This window comes from Micromonospora sp. MP36, from assembly GCF_008119785.1.
In the GTDB taxonomy this organism is placed as follows: domain Bacteria; phylum Actinomycetota; class Actinomycetes; order Mycobacteriales; family Micromonosporaceae; genus Micromonospora.
Genome location: NZ_VSFA01000040.1, coordinates 23,585 through 41,685 on the forward strand (window position 1 = coordinate 23,585; position 18,101 = coordinate 41,685).

Here is an 18,101-nt window from a genome sequence, read left to right on the forward strand (position 1 = left end):
TAGATGGGTGCCGGCTAGTCTGCTCCCTCCACTCTGATGGGTCAGACTTGGGCCGTGAAGTTACCGAAAAGACCATCAGCGCGTTGATGGCTATGACGAGGGGAAGATCTAGCAAGAGTTTGCAGCCTGCGATTGAGCTGCTTTGTCGGTTAGAACCTGAGCGAGCAAAGACTGCGCTTCGGATGGTCGCATTGAGGCGCAGCCTTGATCACGGCACACGCCGATGGGCGATTGCACTTCTTTCCAACGTTCTGACTTCGCAATCGGTTAGCATCAAGTCCATCGCCGCCGATCGGCAGGTATATAGCAAGGCCGCAATTCATGCCATCGTTCGTTTGCCGCCGGTGGCTTGGAGGGACCTACTTGCGACTCTTGCAGATGACTCAACGATGGATGGGGTCGATAGGCGGTGGTGTGCCGAGGCACTCGTAGATGCGGGGGATAGGAGGGGCTTGGCTCTCCTGCGTCGGATCGCCAGAGACGCTACAGTTCCAGCTTTTGATCGAAGGTTGGCTCTAGAGAAGCTTCACAGGCAGGAGCCCACGGCAGGGTCTCTAGCAACCGATGTGGTCGCCCAACGCCCAGGAAGACTGGCGGGCTCTCCTCGCCCGCAGCGAAAGGCTTGGCAACTCCTCTCAACGCGGTTATGGCAACGCGGAGCTGGGGTTGCGTCAGGGCATAGCGATGGTTTAGGGCAACTCCTAGAGGACTATCGACAAGCTCAACCGCTTGAAGATATCAGATTACTCGAACGGGCCTACGACTTCTCCCAACGGCTCCAAACTTCAAAAGGCAAGAGCGGCCAAGACCCGCTGCTTGATCACGCGCTTGCGATCCTCAAGATCTTGGTCGAGCTAGGCATGGATGCGGCGGTGCTAGCTGCGACGCTACTGTACGTGACCCAGTTTCCAAGGGCCGATGTGCGTGACACCTTCGGGCACGACGTCGCCAAGCTCGTTGATGGGACACACCGAGCTGCCTCTATCACACTGGATTTGGGAGAAGGCTTTGGAAGTGGTCAACGATCGGTCATTCAGGCTATTGCTGACCCTCGCATCTTTCTGATCAGATTGGCCTGCTATCTTCAGGCGCTACGCTCTCCGAACCACTATTCTGGACCGGAGCAGGGACGCCTGGCAAGGGAGGCGCTTGCCGTATATAGTCCTCTAGCCCGCCGCCTAGGGGTGTTCCGAATCCATCGGGACCTTGACGACCTGGCTTTTCGGGTCGCCTACCCGCAGCGATACGAGGAAGTCAGCCGTCTCTTTCGGGAGCACGAACCGCAGCGCGAAACCACACTCTCTCAGTTAACCCGCCAGATGCTGCCCGCTCTTCGCGCCGCTAACATCAGAGCAGAAGTGGCGGAACAACCTACGCACCTCTACTCGACCTATCAGAATATGATTGCTCTGGGGCGCGACTTCAACGAGATCTACGACTTAGTGGGAGTGCGGATTCTGGTCGATACGGTACGGGACTGCTACGCGGCGCTAGGCGTGATCCATTCCCACTGGCAGCCGGTGCCGGGCCGGTTCAGAGACTACATCGCCATGCCAAAGTTCGACATGTACCAGTCGTTGCATGCGACGGTTATCGGGCCAACCGGCAAGCCGGTGGAGATGCAGATCCGTACGTATGCGATGCACCGCTCAGCAGAGTTCGGCATTGCGGCGTACTGGAACTACGCAGAGCCCAGGAACGGCCAACTTGGCGAGCCAGCGCACATGGAAGAGATGGCCTGGCTGCGCGAGTTGCTGGACTGGCAGCGAAAGTCGGCGGACCCCAACAGGTTTCTGGATGCGTTGCGGTTCGACCTGTCCAGTCAGGAGGTGTACGTCTTCACCCCGAGGGGTGATGTCATCCCGTTGCCGACCGGGTCGACGCCGGTGGACTTCGCGTACGCGGTGCATACCGAGGTGGGGCACAAGTGCATCGGTGCCCGGGTCAACGGCAAGTTGGTGCCGCTGGAGTCGACGCTGTCCAACGGCGACGTGATCGAGATTTTCAAGTCGAAGTCCGACATGGCTGGCCCGAGCCAGGACTGGTTGGGCTTCGTCAAGAGCCCGCGCGCCCGCGCCAAGATCCGTCGGTACTTCAACAAGGAGCGGCGCGAGGAGGTGATCGAGGCCGGCAAGCACGCCATCGTCAAGGACATGCGCCGGCAGGGCATGCCGTTGCAGCGGATGCTCACCTCCGACAACCTGATGGCGATCGCCCGGGACCTGCACCTCGCCGACGTCGCCTCGCTCTACGCCGCGGTCGGCGACAGCCAGGTCTCCGCCCAGTCCGTGGTGCAGAAGCTGATGGCCACGTACGGCGGCGAGGAGGGCGCGGCCGAGGACATCGCCGAGACCGCCGTCGCGACCCGGCCGCCGCGCAGCCGGTCCAGCAGCCACGACCCCGGCGTGGTGGTCCGGGGCGTCAGCGACGTCTGGATCAAGCTGGCCCGCTGCTGCACGCCGGTGCCGCCGGACGCCGTGTTCGGCTTCGTCACCCGCTCCGGCGGGGTGAGCGTGCACCGCGACGACTGCGCCAACGCCGAGGACCTCAAGGCGCAGAGCGAGCGGGTGGTCGAGGTGAACTGGAAGCTCACCTCCGCCTCGACGTTCCTGGTCGCCATCCAGGTGGAGGCCCTCGATCGGCACAAGCTGCTGGCCGACGTCACCCGGGTGCTCTCCGACGAGCGGGTCAACATCCTCTCCGCCACCGTCACCACCACCCGGGACCGGGTGGCGGTGAGCCGGTTCAGCTTCGAGATGGCCGACCCGAAGCACCTGGGGCACCTGCTGGCCGCGGTCCGCAAGGTCGACGGGGTGTTCGACGCGTACCGGGTCACCTCCGGGGCCTGACGCAACCGGCAACGGCCGAAGGCGCCGACAAACCGGAGGCGTCGACAAGGCCCCGCGAGGCACCGACAAGGGCCTGAGGCGCGACAAGCGCCCGGGGCGCCGACAAACGGAAAACGCCCGCCGGCTGACCGCCGGCGGGCGTTTTCCGTTTGTCGTACGGCGTCAGCCGCCCTGGATGTCGCTCATCGCCAGCTTTTTGATGACGATCTCCTTCTTCGGGTGACCGCCACCGGCCTGCTGGGCGAAGGCGCCGTCGTCACCGGCCGTCGCGACCTGCTTCACCACGTCCATGCCGCCGGTGATGGTGCCCAGCACGGTGTAGTTCGGGTCGAGCTGGGAGTCGCCGTAGACGATGAAGAACTGGCTGCCGGTGCTGCCCGGCTGGCCGGAGTTGGCCATCGCGATGACACCCTCCGGGTACGGCGGCCGCTTGTCGGTGGGCAGGTTCTCCTCGGCCAGGTTGTAGCTCGGACCGCCGGTGCCGTCGGTCTCCCGCCAGCCGTTGCCGGTCGCGCTCGGGTCGCCGCACTGGAGCACCTGGATGCCCTGGGTCACCAGCCGGTGGCACTTGGTGTTGTCGAAGAAGCCCTTGCTGGCCAGGTGGGTGAAGCTGCCGGCGGTGCAGGGTACCTTGCTCCGGTCGATCTTCGCGGTGATCGCGCCCAGGTTGGTGTCGATCGTCATGGTCTGGGTGCCCTTGTTGTCCTGCTGGACCGAGGGCAACCCGACGTCCTTGATCTGCTTGGTGCGCCCCTCCTTGGGCACCTCCGTGTAGGCGCACTGGGCGTAGCCCTCGGCCGTGCCGGCCGCGTTCTGCTTCTTGTCGTCGCCGCCGAGCGAGGTGGCCAGCCAGACGGTGCCGGCGACCACGAGCACCAGCACGGCCGCGGCGCCGACGATGGCCTGCGTCTGCCGGCGCTTGCGGGCCTTGGTGGCGCGTTCGGCCATCTCCCGCTCGAGTCGGGCCCGCGCCGCCGCGCGCTGCCGCTCTCTCGTGGACGTCACGGTCACTCCTTCGGTGCTCTTGATGCGGCGCTGCCGCTGCTGCTCGGGTGGGGCGCCGGGTCAGCCGGCGCTGGGGCTGGTCGCCGGTGCGCCGGTCGCGGCCGGCGCGGCGTTCGGCTCGCCGACGGTGAGGCTCTGGATGACCACGTCCGTCTGCGGCTTGACCTTGGCCCCGCTCCCATTGTCCACGGTCGGCAGGGCACCGATCTTCTCCACCACGTCGAGGCCGCCGGTGACCTTGCCGATGACCGGGTAGGCCGGCTTCGCCGGGTTGAAGTCCTTGAAGAAGATCAGGAACTGGCTGCCGTTGGCGCCCGGCGGGTTGGCGATCATGGCGACCGTGCCCTTCGGGTACGCCGGGGGCTCGTTCGGGGCCGGCGAGGCGGACGGGCTCGGCTCCGGGGCGGCCGGGACGTTCTCGTCGTAGAACGAGTACGTCGGGCCACCGAGGCCGGTGCCGCTCGGGTCGCCGCAGTGCAGCGCGCCCTCGGCGGTGATCTCATGGCACTTGGTGTTGTCGTAGAACGACTTGCCCGCCAGGAAGGAGATGCTCGCCGCCGCGCACGGCGCCGAGGTCAGGTCGAGCTCCGCGGTGATCGGGGCGCCCTGGTTGGTGGTGACCGTCATGGCCCGGGTGCCCGAGGTCGGCAGCCCGGTGGTGGTCGGCGTGCCGACGTCCTTGAGGTTGGTGTTGGCGGCGGCGTCCTGCGGGGTCCAGACGCAGACGTCCTCGGCGGCCTTCTGCTCCGGCTTCGAGTCGAACGCGCCGAGCGCCCAGGCCGAACCGACCACGATCAGTGCGAGCACCACCGCGGTGCCGATTCCGGCCTGGATCTGCCGGCGGCGCTTCGCGGCGGCGGCCCGTCGGGCCATCTGCCGGTCGAGCTTGGCCCGCGCCAGTTTGCGCTGCCGGTCCCTGCTGGAAGCCACCCGTGCTCCCCTTCCTCTACCCTGGTCCTCGCCGACGGGTCGTCGTCCGCCCGACCGGCGGGAGGTGCGCCACGCCACACGCCCGCCAGAGTGTACGGGTACCGGCTGGGAAAGTGGTGTACGAGGTCGGACCGCGGTCGATCGGACGTTGTCGCTGTGCCCGGCGGGGTCGGTGGGACGAGTGGGTCGACGGAACCCGCTAGGCGGGGCGACTAGGCTGCTGAACGGGGACGACGACTCGAACGGAAGGGGAGCGGACGTGCTCGTGGCCGGCTTTCCCGCGGACGCCTTCGGCACCAACTGCTATGTGGTGGCGACCGCGCCGGGGGAGCAGTGCGTGGTGGTCGACCCCGGCATCGGGGTGCTCGACCGGCTCGACGCCGTGCTCGCCGAGCACCGCCTGCACCCGGCCGCCGTGCTGCTCACCCACGGCCACCTCGACCACACCTTCTCCGTGGCGCCGGTCTGCGGTGCGCGGGGCATCACCGCGTACGTCCACCCGGACGACCGGGAGCTGCTCGCCGACCCGGCCAAGGCGCTCTCCATGGACCTCACCCAGCTCTTCGGCGGTCGGCTGCCGTACGCCGAGCCGGACGACGTGGCCGAGCTGACCGACGGCGCCACGCTCAGCCTCGCCGGCCTGGAGATCACCGTCGATCACGCGCCCGGCCATACCGGCGGGTCGGTGCTGTTCCGGATGCCCGGCGCCGGCTCGCGCTGGGAGGCCGACCAGATCTGCCTCTCCGGTGACGTGCTCTTCGCCGGCTCGATCGGCCGCACCGACCTGCCAGGCGGCAGCATGCCCCGCATGCTGGCCAGCCTCCGGGAGAAGGTCCTCCCGCTGGCCGACGACACCGTCGTGCTGCCCGGCCACGGCCCCGCGACCACCATCGGCCGCGAGCGCGCGACCAACCCGTACCTCATTGAGGTGGCGGGGACCGGCGACGCGCGCCCGGCCGCGCCCACCCGCGGCCTCTGACGCCGCGACCACGACCTGTCCGCGCGGTCCGCGCGGCGCCCAAGGAGTACGCCATGAGCAAGCCCACGCCCATCTCCGGCTTCCCGGAGTGGACGCCCGCCCAGCGGATGATCGAGCAGTTCGTCCTGGACCGGATCCGGGCCACCTTCGAGCTGTACGGATTCGCCCCGCTGGAGACCCGCTCGGTCGAGCCGCTGGACCAGCTGCTGCGCAAGGGGGAGACCTCCAAGGAGGTCTACGTGCTGCGCCGGCTCCAGGCCGACCCGGAGAGCGCGACCGGGGACGACGCCCTCGGCCTGCACTTCGACCTGACCGTGCCGTTCGCCCGCTACGTGCTGGAGAACGCCGGCAAGCTGCAGTTCCCGTTCCGCCGCTACCAGATCCAGAAGGTGTGGCGGGGTGAGCGCCCGCAGGAGGGGCGCTACCGCGAGTTCCTGCAGGCCGACATCGACATCGTCGACCGGGACACCCTGCCGGCCCACTACGAGGCCGAGATGCCGCTGGTGATCGGTGACGCGCTGCGCTCGCTGCCGATCCCGCCGGTGCGCATCCAGGTCAACAACCGCAAGATCTGCGAGGGCTTCTACCGGGGCATCGGGTTGACCGAGCCGGAGGCGGCGCTCCGCGCCGTCGACAAGCTCGACAAGATCGGCCCGACCCGGGTGGCCGAGCTGCTGGCGGAGACCGCCGGGGCGAGCGAGGCCCAGGCCAAGGCAGTCCTGGCGCTGGCCGAGATCTCCGCGCCGGACGCCTCCTTCGCCGACGCGGTGCGTGCGCTCGGGGTGAGCGACCCGCTGCTCGACGAGGGCATCGCGGAGCTGACCGCCGTGGTGGAGACCGCGGCCGCGCACTCGCCCGGCCTCTGCGTCGCCGACCTGCGCATCGCCCGGGGCCTGGACTACTACACCGGCACCGTCTACGAGACGCAGATGATCGGGTACGAGCGGTTCGGCTCGGTCTGCTCCGGCGGCCGGTACGACAACCTGGCCAGCTCGGGCAACGTCCGGTTCCCCGGGGTGGGCATCTCAATCGGGGTGACCCGCCTGCTGGGCCTGCTCTTCGGCGCCGAGGCGCTGTCGGTCTCCCGCAGCGTGCCGACCTGCGTGCTGGTCGCGGTCACCACCGAGGACGAGCGGCCGGCCAGCAACCGGGTCGCCGAGGCGCTGCGCTCCCGGGGTATCCCGACCGAGGTGTCGCCCAGCGCCGCCAAGTTCGGCAAGCAGATCCGGTACGCCGAGCGGCGCGGCATCCCGTACGTCTGGTTCCCGGGGGCCGAGGGCGATCAGGTGAAGGACATCCGCTCGGGCGAGCAGGTGGCCGCGGCGGCGGGCGAGTGGACCCCGCCCCGGGCGGACCTGAAGCCGCTGGTGGGACCGGCCTCGACTGGCGCGTGAGAAAGATTCGACCTACGGTGGCGTAAGTTACGCCACCGTAGGGAGAACCCTGTGACCGTGCTCAGCCAGACCGCCCTGCTCCACGAACTCGAACCCGTCGTCGAGAAGAACCTCGATCGGCACCTGGCGCTGGCGAAGGAGTGGTTCCCGCACGAGTACGTGCCGTGGAGCGAGGGGCGTACCTTCGACGGCCCGCTCGGCGGGGAACCGTGGGCGGAGGCGGACTCGACGCTGCCCGAGGTGGCCCGCACCGCGCTGATCGTCAACCTGCTCACCGAGGACAACTTGCCCTCGTACCACCACGAGATCGCCAGCCTCTTCGGCCGGGACGGCGCGTGGGGCACCTGGGTGCACCGGTGGACCGCGGAGGAGGGGCGGCACGGCACCGCCATCCGCGACTACCTGACGGTGACCCGGGCGGTGGACCCGGTGGCCCTGGAACGGGCCCGGATGGTGCACATGTCGGCGGGTTACCGCAACACCCACGACGATGAGGTGCTGCACTCGCTGGCGTACGTCTCGTTCCAGGAACTGGCCACCCGGATCTCGCACCGCAACACCGGCCGGGCCGCCGCCGACCCGATCTGCGAGGCGCTGCTGGCCCGGGTGGCGGCCGACGAGAACCTGCACATGGTCTTCTACCGCAACCTGCTCGCCGCGGCCTTCGAGCTGGCGCCGAGCCAGGCCATGCGCGCGGTCGCCGACGTGCTGGCCGACTTCCAGATGCCGGGCGTCGGCATCGAGGGCTTCGCCCGCAAGTCGGTGGCCATCGCCCTGGCCGGCATCTACGACCTGCGCCAGCACCGGGACGAGGTGGTCGTCCCGGTGCTGCGGCAGTGGAACCTCTTCGAGGCGACCGGGCTGGACGCGGACGGCGAGGCCGCCCGCGACCAGATCGCCGCCCACCTGGACACCCTGGAGGCCCAGGCGGCCCGCTTCGAGGAGAAGCGCGCTGCCCGTGCCGCTCGCCTCGTTGCCGCCAGCTGACCCTTTCCCCGTTCGCCGCGCCCCGTCGCCTCGACGAGGGCGCGGTGCTCACTCCGCGCGCCGTGGCCACACTGTTCCCGCAAAGAGCGGCCATGGCGGGGCCGGCGGGGCCCGGTCAGGCGGAGGCGTCGAGGGGGAAGAGCAGGCAGGACGACGTGGCGTGGGCGATGAGGCGGTCCCTCGTGTCGGTCAGGCGCGCCTCGGCCAGGGCGGTCCGCCGGCCGCGCTGGAGCACGGTGCCCGCGCAGCGCAGCCGGCCGCTGTCGACCGTGACCGGCCGGAGGAACTTCACGTTCAGGTCGAGCGAGGTGTAACCGACGCCGGCCGGCAGGGTGCTGTGGACGGCGCACCCGGCGGCGGTGTCGAGCAGCGTGGAGATGACCCCGCCGTGCACCGTGCCGAGCGGGTTGTAGTGGAACTCCTGCGGCACCAGCTCGACCGCGACGCGGCCCTCGTCCGCCTCCATCCGGGCCATGTCGATCAGGTGCATGATCGGCGGCGCGGCCAACTCCCCGGCGATCATCGCGCGCAGCAGCTCCAGGCCGCTGCGCCGGCCGACGTGCGCGGCCCCGGCCAGCGGGTCGGACCAGGAGAAGGTGCGGCTGCGGTCCTGCGTCTGTGTCATGGACTCAGCCTCGCAGCGCGTTGCTGAGTCTGTCAATCAGACCTAGCCTGGTCGGCATGAGACCCGCGGCACTGGACTGGTCGGTGGAGAACTGCACCATCGCCCGCGCGATGGCCATCCTCGGTGAGCGGTGGACCCTGGTGGTGCTCCGTGAGGTCTTCAACGGCGTACGCCGCTTCGACGACATGCGGGTCCGCACCGGCATCCCCCGGCAGGTGCTCACCAACCGGCTCGCCATGCTGGTCGAGCAGGGCGTGCTGCGCCGGGTGCCGTACCGGGAACCGGGCAGCCGGATGCGGCACGAGTACCGGCTCACCGACAAGGGGCTCGACCTGTGGCCGGTGCTGGTGGCGGTGCTCGGCTGGGGCGACCGCTACCTGGCCGACCCGGACGGCTCGCCGCTGGCGGTCGCCCACCGGGACTGCGGGGCCGAGGTCCGGGTCGCGCTGCGCTGCGCCGAGGGGCACGAGGTGACCGAACCGCGTGACGTGCTGCCCCGCCCCGGGCCGGGGGCGCGCCGCCGGACCTGAGGCGCGCTCCGGCGCGCGGACCACCGGGAGGGGCCGCGGCGCCGGGCGGGGGAGGGGCTACCAGCCGAAGCCGTTGGCGTACGAGACGCTGGCGAGCACCGCCTGCCCGCTGGTGTTCGGGTGGAAGTAGTCCCAGGTGGAGACCTGGCTCAGCGCGAACGGGTAGTTGAACACCGCGTTGTCGTCGAAGTCGCAGTTGGCCCCGTACGCGGCGCAGGCCTGGGCTAGTTGGGTGTTGTAGTCGATCACCCGCTGCCGGACCCGGGCCCGCCGGTCCACGTCGGCTTGGCTGGTCGAGGTGGGGTTGGCCAGCATGGACTGGCAGATGCCGAACATCGACCAGGCGGAGCGGGCGCTGCCGCTGTCCTTGCCCACGTACCAGAGGCGGTAGATGTCCGGGATGCTGATCACGGCGACCCGGGCGTTCGGCAGGCCGGCCTTGATCCGGTTCAGCGCGCTGTCGATGTTGGCCCGGTAGGTGGCCACCGGGGTCATGGTGGACTCCGAGCTGGTGCAGGCGTCGTTGGCGCCGATGAGCAGGGTGACGTAGTCGACGCCCTGGCTGACGGCCGTGCCCGCCTGGCCGTACATGTCGGCGGACTTGGCGCCGCTGCGCGCGTCGTTGTAGTTGCGGCCCTGGATGTTCAGGTTGACCGCGCGGATCCGCAGGTAGTGGCTGTTCACGCTGGAGTAGTCGCCGGTGCTGAACGACCGTGCGGTGCAGTCGACGTACCAGCCGCAGGCGTTGAAGCCGCGGGTGATCGAGTCGCCCAGGCTGGCCATCGAGTTGGGTGGCGGGCCGGCGGCGACGGCGGGGGTGGCGGCGAACAGGACGAGGGCGGTGGCGCCGGCGAGGGTGGCCAGCGCGCGTCGGACGAGGGTCATGGTGGCCTCCGGATCACGGGTGCCGGCGTGCTGCGGTGGCCAGATGGTATAGACGATGCTCTGTGTCCACAATGTTGCGTACTGGTTGCTTTTCGGGCCGGGCCAATTCGGGCAAAGCGATACCTTGCCAAGGATCTTAAATATGTGAATACTTTGGTCACTTGGCCGGTTCCCCCAGGTCGGCCGAGTTGTCCTCGGGCGCGTCCGCATGACGGCGCCCGTCACCCCCTCCTTGGAGGTTGTTACATGCGACCCACGAGGTCCTCGCTCCGTCGCGCCGCTGCCATCGCTGTGGCCGGCACCCTGGTCACGGGCTCGCTCCTCGGCGCACCCGCCCAGGCGGCCCCCGCCTCGCCCGCGTCCCCCGACGCCGCCGCCGCGCTCGTCGCCAAGCTCGGCGACCGCGCCGCCGGCACGTACGCCGACGCCAGCGGCAAGATGGTCGTCGCGGTGACCGACGCCGCGGCCGCCCGCCAGGTCCGTGCCGCCGGTGCCACCCCGAAGCTCGTCACCCGCGGGGCGAACAAGCTCAAGGCGGCCACCGACGAGCTGGAGCGCTCCGCCAAGATCCCGGGCACCGCCTGGTGGGTCGACGCGGCCACCAACCAGGTCGTGGTCTCCGTCGACAGCACCGTCACCGGCGCCAAGCTGGAGCGGGTCAAGGCGGCCGCCGCGCGCACCGGCGGCACGGTGCGTGTCGAGGCCGAGCCCGGCGTGCTGAGCACCCGGATCTCCGGCGGCCAGGCGATCTACGCCGCCGGTGGTGGCCGCTGCTCGCTCGGCTTCAACGTCCGCAGCAGCTCCGGCACCACCTACTTCCTGACCGCCGGCCACTGCACCAACATCGCCTCGACCTGGTACTCGAACTCCGGTCAGACCAGCGTCCTCGGCACCCGCGCGGGCACCAGCTTCCCGGGCAACGACTACGGCATCGTCCGGCACAGCAACTCCGCCAACGCGGCCGGCAACGTCTACCTGTGGAACGGCACCTACCGGGACGTCACCGGCGCCGCCAACGCGTACGTCGGCATGAGCGTGACGCGCTCCGGCAGCACCACCGGCCTGTGGGGCGGCAGCGTCCAGGCGACTAACGCCACGGTCAACTACGCCGAGGGCAGCGTCTACGGCCTGATCCGCACCAACGTCTGCGCCGAGCCCGGTGACAGCGGTGGCTCGCTGTTCAGCGGCAGCAGCGCGGTCGGCCTCACCTCGGGCGGCAGCGGGAACTGCCGCACCGGCGGCACGACCTACTTCCAGCCGGTCACCGAGCCGATGAGCGTCTACGGCGTCAGCATCATCTGACCCTGACCGACACCGCGCAGAGCGGGTCGCCGGCCTCCGGCGGCCCGCTCTCCGTGTGTCGGCGCCTGGCTTGCGGGGCGGGCACCCGGCTCAGGACCGAGCCGCTCCCGGACCGCACCCGCGCCCGGTGGCGGTGGGGGGCCGGGCACCCTGACAGAATGCGGGGAGCAGACGTGTACCGCAGATGAGGAGACGCAAGCCGTGATCCGTACCCACAACGCCGGAAGCCTGCGCGCCGCGGACGCCGGCTCGACGGTGACGCTCGCCGGGTGGGTGGCCCGCCGGCGCGACCACGGCGGTGTCATCTTCGTCGACCTGCGCGACGGCTCCGGCGTGGTCCAGGTGGTTTTCCGGGAGGAGGACGCGCACGCGCTGCGCAACGAGTTCTGCGTGAAGGTCACCGGCGAGGTGACCCGTCGCCCCGCGGGCAACGAGAACCCGGACCTGCCCACCGGCGAGGTCGAGGTGACCGCGAGCGCGCTGGAGGTGCTCTCCGAGGCCGCGCCGCTGCCACTGCCGGTGGACGACCAGATCGAGGCCGGCGACGACATCCGGCTCAAGTACCGCTACCTGGACCTGCGCCGCAGCGGCCCGGCGAAGGCGATGCGGCTGCGCTCGCGGGCCAACCAGCTGGCCCGCACGGTGCTGCACGAGCGGGACTTCCTGGAGATCGAGACGCCGACCCTGACCCGCTCCACCCCCGAGGGTGCCCGCGACTTCCTGGTCCCCGTCCGCCTCCAGCCCGGCAGCTGGTACGCGCTGCCGCAGTCGCCGCAGCTGTTCAAGCAGCTGCTCATGGTCGGCGGCATGGAGCGGTACTACCAGATCGCCCGCTGCTACCGGGACGAGGACTTCCGCGCCGACCGGCAGCCGGAGTTCACCCAGCTCGACATCGAGATGTCCTTCGTCACCGAGGACGACGTGATCGAGCTCGGCGAGGCGATCGTCTCGGCGCTCTGGTCGGACCTGGCCGGCTACCAGATCCCCCGGCCCATCCCCCGGATCACCTGGCACGACGCCATGTCCCGCTACGGCTCCGACAAGCCGGACCTGCGCTACGGCGTCGAGCTGACCGAGCTGACCGACTACCTGCGCGGCACCGAGTTCCGGGTGTTCGCCGGCGCGATCGACGCGGGTGGCTACGTCGGCGCGGTGGTCATGCCGGGCGGCGCGGCGCAGAGCCGCAAGGAGCTGGACGGCTGGCAGGACTGGGCCAAGGCGCGCGGTGCCCGGGGCCTGGCGTACGTGGTGCTCGACGCGGAGACCGGCGAGGCGCGCGGCCCGGTGGCCAAGAACCTCTCCGAGGCGCATCTGGCCGGGCTGGCCGACGCGGTCGGCGCCAAGCCGGGCGACGCCATCTTCTTCGCCGCCAGCACCAACACCCGCGAGGCGCAGGAGCTGCTCGGCGCCGCCCGGATCGAGATCGCCAAGCGGGCCAACCTGATCGACGAGACCGCCTGGGCGTTCTGCTGGGTGGTCGACGCGCCGATGTTCGAGCGCACCGACGAGGGCGGCTGGACGGCCGTGCACCACCCGTTCACCTCGCCGAACGCCGACTGGGTGGACCGGTTCGAGGAGGCGCCCGACCGGGCCCTGGCCTACGCGTACGACATCGTCTGCAACGGCAACGAGATCGGCGGCGGCTCGGTCCGTATCCATCGGGGCGACGTGCAGCAGCGGGTCTTCGACCTGCTCGGCATCACCCCCGAGGAGGCGCAGGACAAGTTCGGCTTCCTGCTGGAGGCGTTCAAGTACGGCCCGCCGCCGCACGGCGGCATCGCCTTCGGCTGGGACCGGATCTGCATGCTGCTGGCCGGGGCGGACTCGATCCGCGAGGTCATCGCGTTCCCGAAGACCCGGGGCGGCTTCGACCCGCTGACCGGTGCGCCCACGCCGATCACCGCGCAGCAGCGCGCCGAGGCGGGCGTCGACGCCAAGCCGAAGGCGCCGACCGGGGTGCACGCCGGCACCGCCGGCCCGGTGGCCCCGGTCGCCGACCCGACCTGATCGGCCGCTTCTCGACGTTGATCATGAGGTTGGCGGGCACCGCTCCGGCGGGTCGCCCCGCTAACCTCATGATCGACGAGGCGGAGAGGTGGGCGGCGTGACGTTGCTCGTGGTGGGTGCCAGCGGCTTCCTCGGCGCCGAGGTGTGCCGACAGGCGGTGGCGGCGGGGCAGCGGGTGGTCGGCACCTACCACTCGGCCGCCGTCGGAGTCGCCGGCGTCGAGCCGCGCCGGCTCGACGTCACCGACCGGTCCACCGTCCGCGCGCTGCTGACCGAGGTACGCCCCGACGCCGTCGTCGCCACCCCCTACCGGTACGACGACTGGACGGTCACCGCCGACGGGGCGGCGCACGTCGCGTACGCGGCCGCCGAGGTGGGGGCCCGGCTGGTGCACCTGTCCAGCGACGCGCTGCACAGTGGGCGTCTGGCGCCGTACCTCGACGACGACGTGCCCACCCCGATTCACGCGTACGGGGCGGCGAAGGCGGCGGCGGAGACCGCGGTGCGGGCGATCGACCCGGGCGCGGCGCTGGTGCGTACCTCGCTGATCGTGGGGGAGGGAAGCAAGCAGATCCAGCTGTGCCGCGACGCGCTCGCCGGTCGAGCGACCCTCTTCACCGATGAGCTCCGCTGCCCGATCGACGTGGTGGACCTCGCCGCCGCCGTGCTGGAGCTGGTGCCCTCCGAGTACGCCGGCCTGCTCAACGTGGCCGGGCCGGACCCGGTGAGCCGCGCCGAGTTGGGCCTCCTGGTCGCCCGGCGGTCCGGGCTCGACCCGGCCGGCCTGAAGACCACGACCGCCGTCGCCGCCGGCGTGCAGCGCCCCACCGAGGTACGCCTCGACTCCTCCCGCGCCGCCGGGCTGCTCCGTACCCGGCTGCGCGGCGTCATCGAACTCCTCGCTTCCTGAGCGTCACCGCGCCGCTGTCGGATCACGCACACTTTCTATGCACAACTCTTGTGCATAGAAAGTGTGCACAGATATTGTGCATCCATGGGGAACGACAAGAAGCCGGCACCGCGCCAGGTGCGGCTCGACCACCAGCAGGTACGCGCCCTGGCGCACCCGCTGCGGACCCGACTGCTCGGGGCGCTGCGGGTGAAGGGACCCGCCACCGCCACGCGCCTCGCCGAGATGCTGGGCACCAACACCGGGGCGACCAGCTACCACCTGCGCCAGCTCGCCGAGGTCGGCCTGGTCGCCGAGGACCCCGATCTCGGCACCGGCCGGCAGCGGTTCTGGCGAGCCGCGCACGACGTGACCAACTGGGAGCCGACCGACTTCGACGACGACCCGGACGCCCGCGCCGCGATCGAGTGGATCGAGGGCGAACAGGTGCGACAGTTCGCCGAGATCGCCGAGCGGTGGTTCGCCGTGCGCCACGAGTGGGCGCCCGCCTGGCGCGACGCCTTCGGCATGGGCGACATCTTCATGACGATCCCGCACACCCGGCTCGAGGCGCTGAAGGCCGAGCTGTGGCAGATCCTCGATCGCTACCGCGACGAGGCCGATCCGGCCGAGCCCGGCGCCGAGCAGGTGCAGATCTTCCTCGCCGCTCTGCCGCTCCCGGCGGACCTGCGGCCCGCCACCCCACCGACCGCCGAGGAGAAGCCGTGAGCACGCTGTCCGTACGCCAGGTCCGGTTCCGCTACCTCACCCTCTACGGGCTGCGCTGGCTGCCCAGCGGCCTGCTGATCCCCGTGATGATCCTGCTGATGCAGGAGCGGGGCCTGTCGCTGTCCCAGATCGGTCTGGTCGCCACCGCCCAGGGCCTCGTCGTCCTCGCGCTGGAGCTGCCCACCGGCGGGTTCGCCGACGCACTTGGCCGCAAGCCGGTGCTCGTCACCGCCTGGGTGATCTGCCTGGTCTCGCTGGCCATCTTCGCGGTGGCCGACTCGTTCTGGCTGTTCTTCCTGGTCTGGGCGTTGCAGGGCATCTACCGGGCGCTGGACAGCGGTCCCCTCGAGTCCTGGTACGTCGATGCCACCCTGGCGGCCGACCCGAAGGCCGAGTACGAGCGCGGCCTCGGCTACGCCGGCAGCGTCATCGGCCTCGCCATCGGCGCCGGCGCGCTGCTGGGCGGCGGCCTGGTCGCGCTCGGTCCGGTCGGGCCGGCCAGCGCGCTGGCCCTGCCCGTGCTGGTGGCCATCGTGCTGCAGGCCGTCTCGCTGGTCGCCCTGCTGATGCTGATGACGGAGAACCGGCCGGCCCGGGGCACCGCCGCGCTGCGCGCCTCGGTGGTCGAGGCGCCCCGGATGGTCGGGCACGCGATCGGCCTGCTGCGCCGCTCCCGGGTGCTGCTCGCCCTGGTCGCCGTCGAGCTGTTCTGGGGCTTCGGCATGGTCACCTTCGAGTCGTTGCTGCCGGTCCGCCTCGCCGAGGTGGTCGGCAACGCCGACCGCGCGGCCGCCCTGCTCGGTCCGGCCAGCTCGGCGGCCTGGCTGGCCAACGCGGCCGGCGCCGCGCTCACCCCGTTCCTCCTGCGCCGGCTGGGCGCGGCGCCCGCCGCCGCACTGATGCGGGTGCTCCAGGGCGTCACCGTGGTCGGGATGGGCCTGCTCGCCGGCCCGGTCGGGGTGCTGGTCGCCTACCTGGCCTGCTACACCGTGCACGGGGCGTCCAACCCGCTGCACATGGGGCTGCTGCACCGGCAGGTCGACGGACCGTACCGGACCAGCGTCATCTCGCTGAACTCGATGATGGGCCAGCCGGCCGGCGCGCTCGGCGCGGTGGTCCTGACCGCGCTGGCCGACCGCACGAGCGTCAGCCTCGCCATGCTGGTCGGCGCGGTGGTGCTCGCCCTGGCCGCCCCGCTCTACCTCCCGGCCTGGCGCGCCGGCCGGGCCGCCCCGGCCGTGGCCGAGCCGGCCTCCGTCCCGGACGTGTCCACCACCGCCCCGGGCGGCTCCAGCGCGGGGCCGGACGATCCGGCCACGGTGCCGGTCCCCGCGGCGCAGGTGGCCGACGGTCCGGTCGCCCCGGCGGCCGGCGCGGTCCGGGCGGGCTGACCGTGCCCGGCACCGCCCGCCCGGACAGCGCCAGGTCGGTGACCCGCCGGACGCCGGGCGGGTCGGGACGCCAGATCGGCGAAGTGGTGGTGTCGGGACGGGCGCGATGGCGCTGGTTCGGCGAGGTGGCGGGGTCGGGCCGACCGGGACGCCACGTCGGCGAGGTGGCGGGGTCGGGCGGGCTGGGCGACGGGGTCTCAGCCGAGGTGGACCGAGCTGCGCGGCTCGGTGCCGGTGTAGCCGAGCCGGCGGTAGAGCCGGATCGCCCCGAGGTTGTCGGTGAAGACGCCGAGCGCCACGTGGTCGTACCGGGCGAAGAGGGCGCGGGTCATCCCGGCGGTGAGCGCCGCGCCGAGGCCGCCGCCCCGGCGGTCGGGCGCCACAGTCAGCCCGGCCAGGAAGCCGATGTCCCCCCGGCTGCGGTCGGCACCGCAGGCCACCAAGCGGCCACCGTCGCGGATGCCGTACCAGCCGACGACCCGAGGGTCACCGGGACGGGACGTGGTGGCGGGGAAGGACTCCTCGATCAGCGCGGCCAGGGCCGGGTGGTCGGCCTCGGTGAGGCGGACCACCCGCTCCTCCTCCGGCTGGCGGGGCGGCGGGTTGGTGGTCCAGAGGAAGTCCCACTCGTCGAGGCGGGCCACGGTCAGCCGGCCGGTCAGCTCCTCCGCCGCCGTGCGGGGCAGGTGCAGCCACTGCCCGGCCCCAAGCGTCCCGTCCGCCACCAGGCCGGCGCACGCGTCCAGCGCCGCACCCGCCGCCCCGAGCGCCCCGGCGGCCGGGCCCTGGCCCGGCGGCAGCAACCAGCCCACCGCACCGTCCCGCCGCCAGCCGCGCGCCTCGTGACCCCGCCAGAGGGCGTGCCGGGCGTACGGATGGTGGCCGGCGGCGGCGAGCAGCGCGTCCCGACCCACCAGGACCTGGTCGGTAGTGATCATGCGGCCAGCCTACGAGAGGAGACCCCGTGACCAGCATCGACTCCCTGCACCCGGTGCGCCTGCCCGGTCGCCGCTGCCTGCTGCGCGAGTGGGACGACGCCGACCTGGTCACCCTGCACCCGCTGATCAGCGACCCCCGGGTGGTCGAGCGGGTGCTGGACGAGGCGCCGCCGTCGTTGGCGGAGATCCGGGCGGCCCTGCCGGCGTGGCGCCGGGCGGCGCAGGAGGCGCCCCGCCTGTCGTACCGGCTGGTCGCGGTGTCGGCCGACCGGCTGGTCGGTCTGGGCACCCTCACCGTGACCAGCCCTGAGCACCGTCGCGGGGAGATCGGGTACGTGATCCACCCGGACCACTGGGGGCGGGGCCTCGGCACCGAGATAGCCGGCCTGCTGCTGCGCCTCGCGTTCGCGCAGGTGGGCCTGCACCGGGTCGAGGCCACCGCCCGCCCCGACCACGTCGCCTCGTGGCGGGTGCTGGAGAAGGTCGGGATGCGGCGGGAGGGGAGCAGCCGCGATCACCTCTTCGTCCGAGGCGCCTGGTGGGACTCCGTGCGCTACGGCGTCCTCGCCACCGACCGGTGGCCGGCCGGCTGAGCGGGGCCCGTCCAGGGTGGAGATTGACGAAGAGTCTGATCGGGTACATCCGTCGCCGACCTACTGGG

General features: G+C 71.3%; 15 protein-coding genes and 1 pseudogene. 11 read left to right on the plus strand and 5 right to left on the minus strand.

The features are described 5' to 3' along the window. Positions 1 to 680: 680 nt before the first annotated feature. A pseudogene (locus FXF52_RS43255) lies at positions 681 to 2,849 on the plus strand (bifunctional (p)ppGpp synthetase/guanosine-3',5'-bis(diphosphate) 3'-pyrophosphohydrolase); the annotation flags it as partial. 162 nt (positions 2,850 to 3,011) lie between these two features. On the opposite strand, the gene FXF52_RS23580 reads toward FXF52_RS43255, so the two are convergent. Together FXF52_RS23580 and FXF52_RS23585 are read right to left on the minus strand one after the other, a co-directional pair. After that, on the minus strand, positions 3,012 to 3,854 hold the full coding sequence (locus FXF52_RS23580) for a peptidylprolyl isomerase (protein ID WP_148800174.1): 843 nt from the start codon (positions 3,852 to 3,854) through the stop codon (positions 3,012 to 3,014). A 60-nt stretch (positions 3,855 to 3,914) separates the two neighbouring features. Next, positions 3,915 to 4,784 (minus strand): peptidylprolyl isomerase, encoded by an 870-nt coding sequence (locus FXF52_RS23585; RefSeq protein ID WP_148800177.1) that lies wholly within the window; start codon positions 4,782 to 4,784, stop codon positions 3,915 to 3,917. A gap of 259 nt (positions 4,785 to 5,043) precedes the next feature. On the opposite strand from FXF52_RS23585, the gene FXF52_RS23590 reads away from it, so the two are divergent. The 3 genes from FXF52_RS23590 to FXF52_RS23600 are packed head-to-tail and all read left to right on the plus strand — an operon-like array spanning position 5,044 to position 8,144. After that, the gene (locus FXF52_RS23590) at positions 5,044 to 5,763 is read left to right on the plus strand and encodes an MBL fold metallo-hydrolase (protein WP_148800180.1); all 720 of its coding nucleotides are present in this window, start codon (positions 5,044 to 5,046) and stop codon (positions 5,761 to 5,763) included. Positions 5,764 to 5,816: 53 nt separating this feature from the next. Next, entirely contained in the window at positions 5,817 to 7,157 is a 1,341-nt protein-coding gene (gene hisS / locus FXF52_RS23595; RefSeq protein ID WP_148800183.1) for a histidine--tRNA ligase, read from the plus strand. A gap of 51 nt (positions 7,158 to 7,208) precedes the next feature. Further along, entirely contained in the window at positions 7,209 to 8,144 is a 936-nt protein-coding gene (locus FXF52_RS23600) for an acyl-ACP desaturase (protein WP_148800186.1), read from the plus strand. A 115-nt stretch (positions 8,145 to 8,259) separates the two neighbouring features. Here the strand turns inward: FXF52_RS23600 and FXF52_RS23605 are convergent, their stop codons facing one another. Further along, positions 8,260 to 8,769 carry a PaaI family thioesterase gene (locus FXF52_RS23605; protein WP_148800187.1) on the minus strand — a complete coding sequence of 170 codons (510 nt, stop codon included), beginning with the start codon at positions 8,767 to 8,769 and terminating at the stop codon, positions 8,260 to 8,262. Positions 8,770 to 8,825: 56 nt separating this feature from the next. On the opposite strand from FXF52_RS23605, the gene FXF52_RS23610 reads away from it, so the two are divergent. Beyond that, on the plus strand, positions 8,826 to 9,299 hold the full coding sequence (locus tag FXF52_RS23610) for a helix-turn-helix domain-containing protein (protein ID WP_148800190.1): 474 nt from the start codon (positions 8,826 to 8,828) through the stop codon (positions 9,297 to 9,299). 57 nt (positions 9,300 to 9,356) lie between these two features. Here the strand turns inward: FXF52_RS23610 and FXF52_RS23615 are convergent, their stop codons facing one another. Next, entirely contained in the window at positions 9,357 to 10,184 is an 828-nt protein-coding gene (locus FXF52_RS23615) for an SGNH/GDSL hydrolase family protein (RefSeq protein ID WP_148800193.1), read from the minus strand. Positions 10,185 to 10,430: 246 nt separating this feature from the next. Here FXF52_RS23615 and FXF52_RS23620 point away from each other — a divergent pair, with 246 nt between their 5' ends. The 5 genes from FXF52_RS23620 (at position 10,431) to FXF52_RS23640 (ending at position 16,502) form a co-directional block, all read left to right on the plus strand. Further along, positions 10,431 to 11,486 (plus strand): S1 family peptidase, encoded by a 1,056-nt coding sequence (locus FXF52_RS23620; RefSeq protein WP_148800196.1) that lies wholly within the window; start codon positions 10,431 to 10,433, stop codon positions 11,484 to 11,486. Positions 11,487 to 11,687: 201 nt separating this feature from the next. Beyond that, positions 11,688 to 13,493 carry an aspartate--tRNA ligase gene (gene aspS / locus FXF52_RS23625; protein ID WP_148800198.1) on the plus strand — a complete coding sequence of 602 codons (1,806 nt, stop codon included), beginning with the start codon at positions 11,688 to 11,690 and terminating at the stop codon, positions 13,491 to 13,493. Positions 13,494 to 13,590: 97 nt separating this feature from the next. Continuing rightward, positions 13,591 to 14,403: a sugar nucleotide-binding protein gene (locus FXF52_RS23630; protein WP_148800201.1), complete on the plus strand. Its 813-nt coding sequence runs from the start codon at positions 13,591 to 13,593 to the stop codon at positions 14,401 to 14,403. 84 nt (positions 14,404 to 14,487) lie between these two features. Beyond that, on the plus strand, positions 14,488 to 15,111 hold the full coding sequence (locus FXF52_RS23635; protein ID WP_148800204.1) for a helix-turn-helix transcriptional regulator: 624 nt from the start codon (positions 14,488 to 14,490) through the stop codon (positions 15,109 to 15,111). Further along, positions 15,108 to 16,502, plus strand: a complete 1,395-nt coding sequence (locus tag FXF52_RS23640) for an MFS transporter (protein WP_148800206.1) — start codon at positions 15,108 to 15,110, stop codon at positions 16,500 to 16,502. Before FXF52_RS23635 ends, FXF52_RS23640 begins: the two co-directional genes overlap by 4 nt. Before the next feature lie 197 nt (positions 16,503 to 16,699). Here FXF52_RS23640 and FXF52_RS23645 read toward each other — a convergent pair whose 3' ends face one another. Next, positions 16,700 to 17,440 (minus strand): GNAT family N-acetyltransferase, encoded by a 741-nt coding sequence (locus FXF52_RS23645; protein WP_148800209.1) that lies wholly within the window; start codon positions 17,438 to 17,440, stop codon positions 16,700 to 16,702. 26 nt (positions 17,441 to 17,466) lie between these two features. Here FXF52_RS23645 and FXF52_RS23650 point away from each other — a divergent pair, with 26 nt between their 5' ends. Continuing rightward, positions 17,467 to 18,033 carry a GNAT family N-acetyltransferase gene (locus FXF52_RS23650; protein ID WP_148800212.1) on the plus strand — a complete coding sequence of 189 codons (567 nt, stop codon included), beginning with the start codon at positions 17,467 to 17,469 and terminating at the stop codon, positions 18,031 to 18,033. Positions 18,034 to 18,101: the final 68 nt, after the last annotated feature.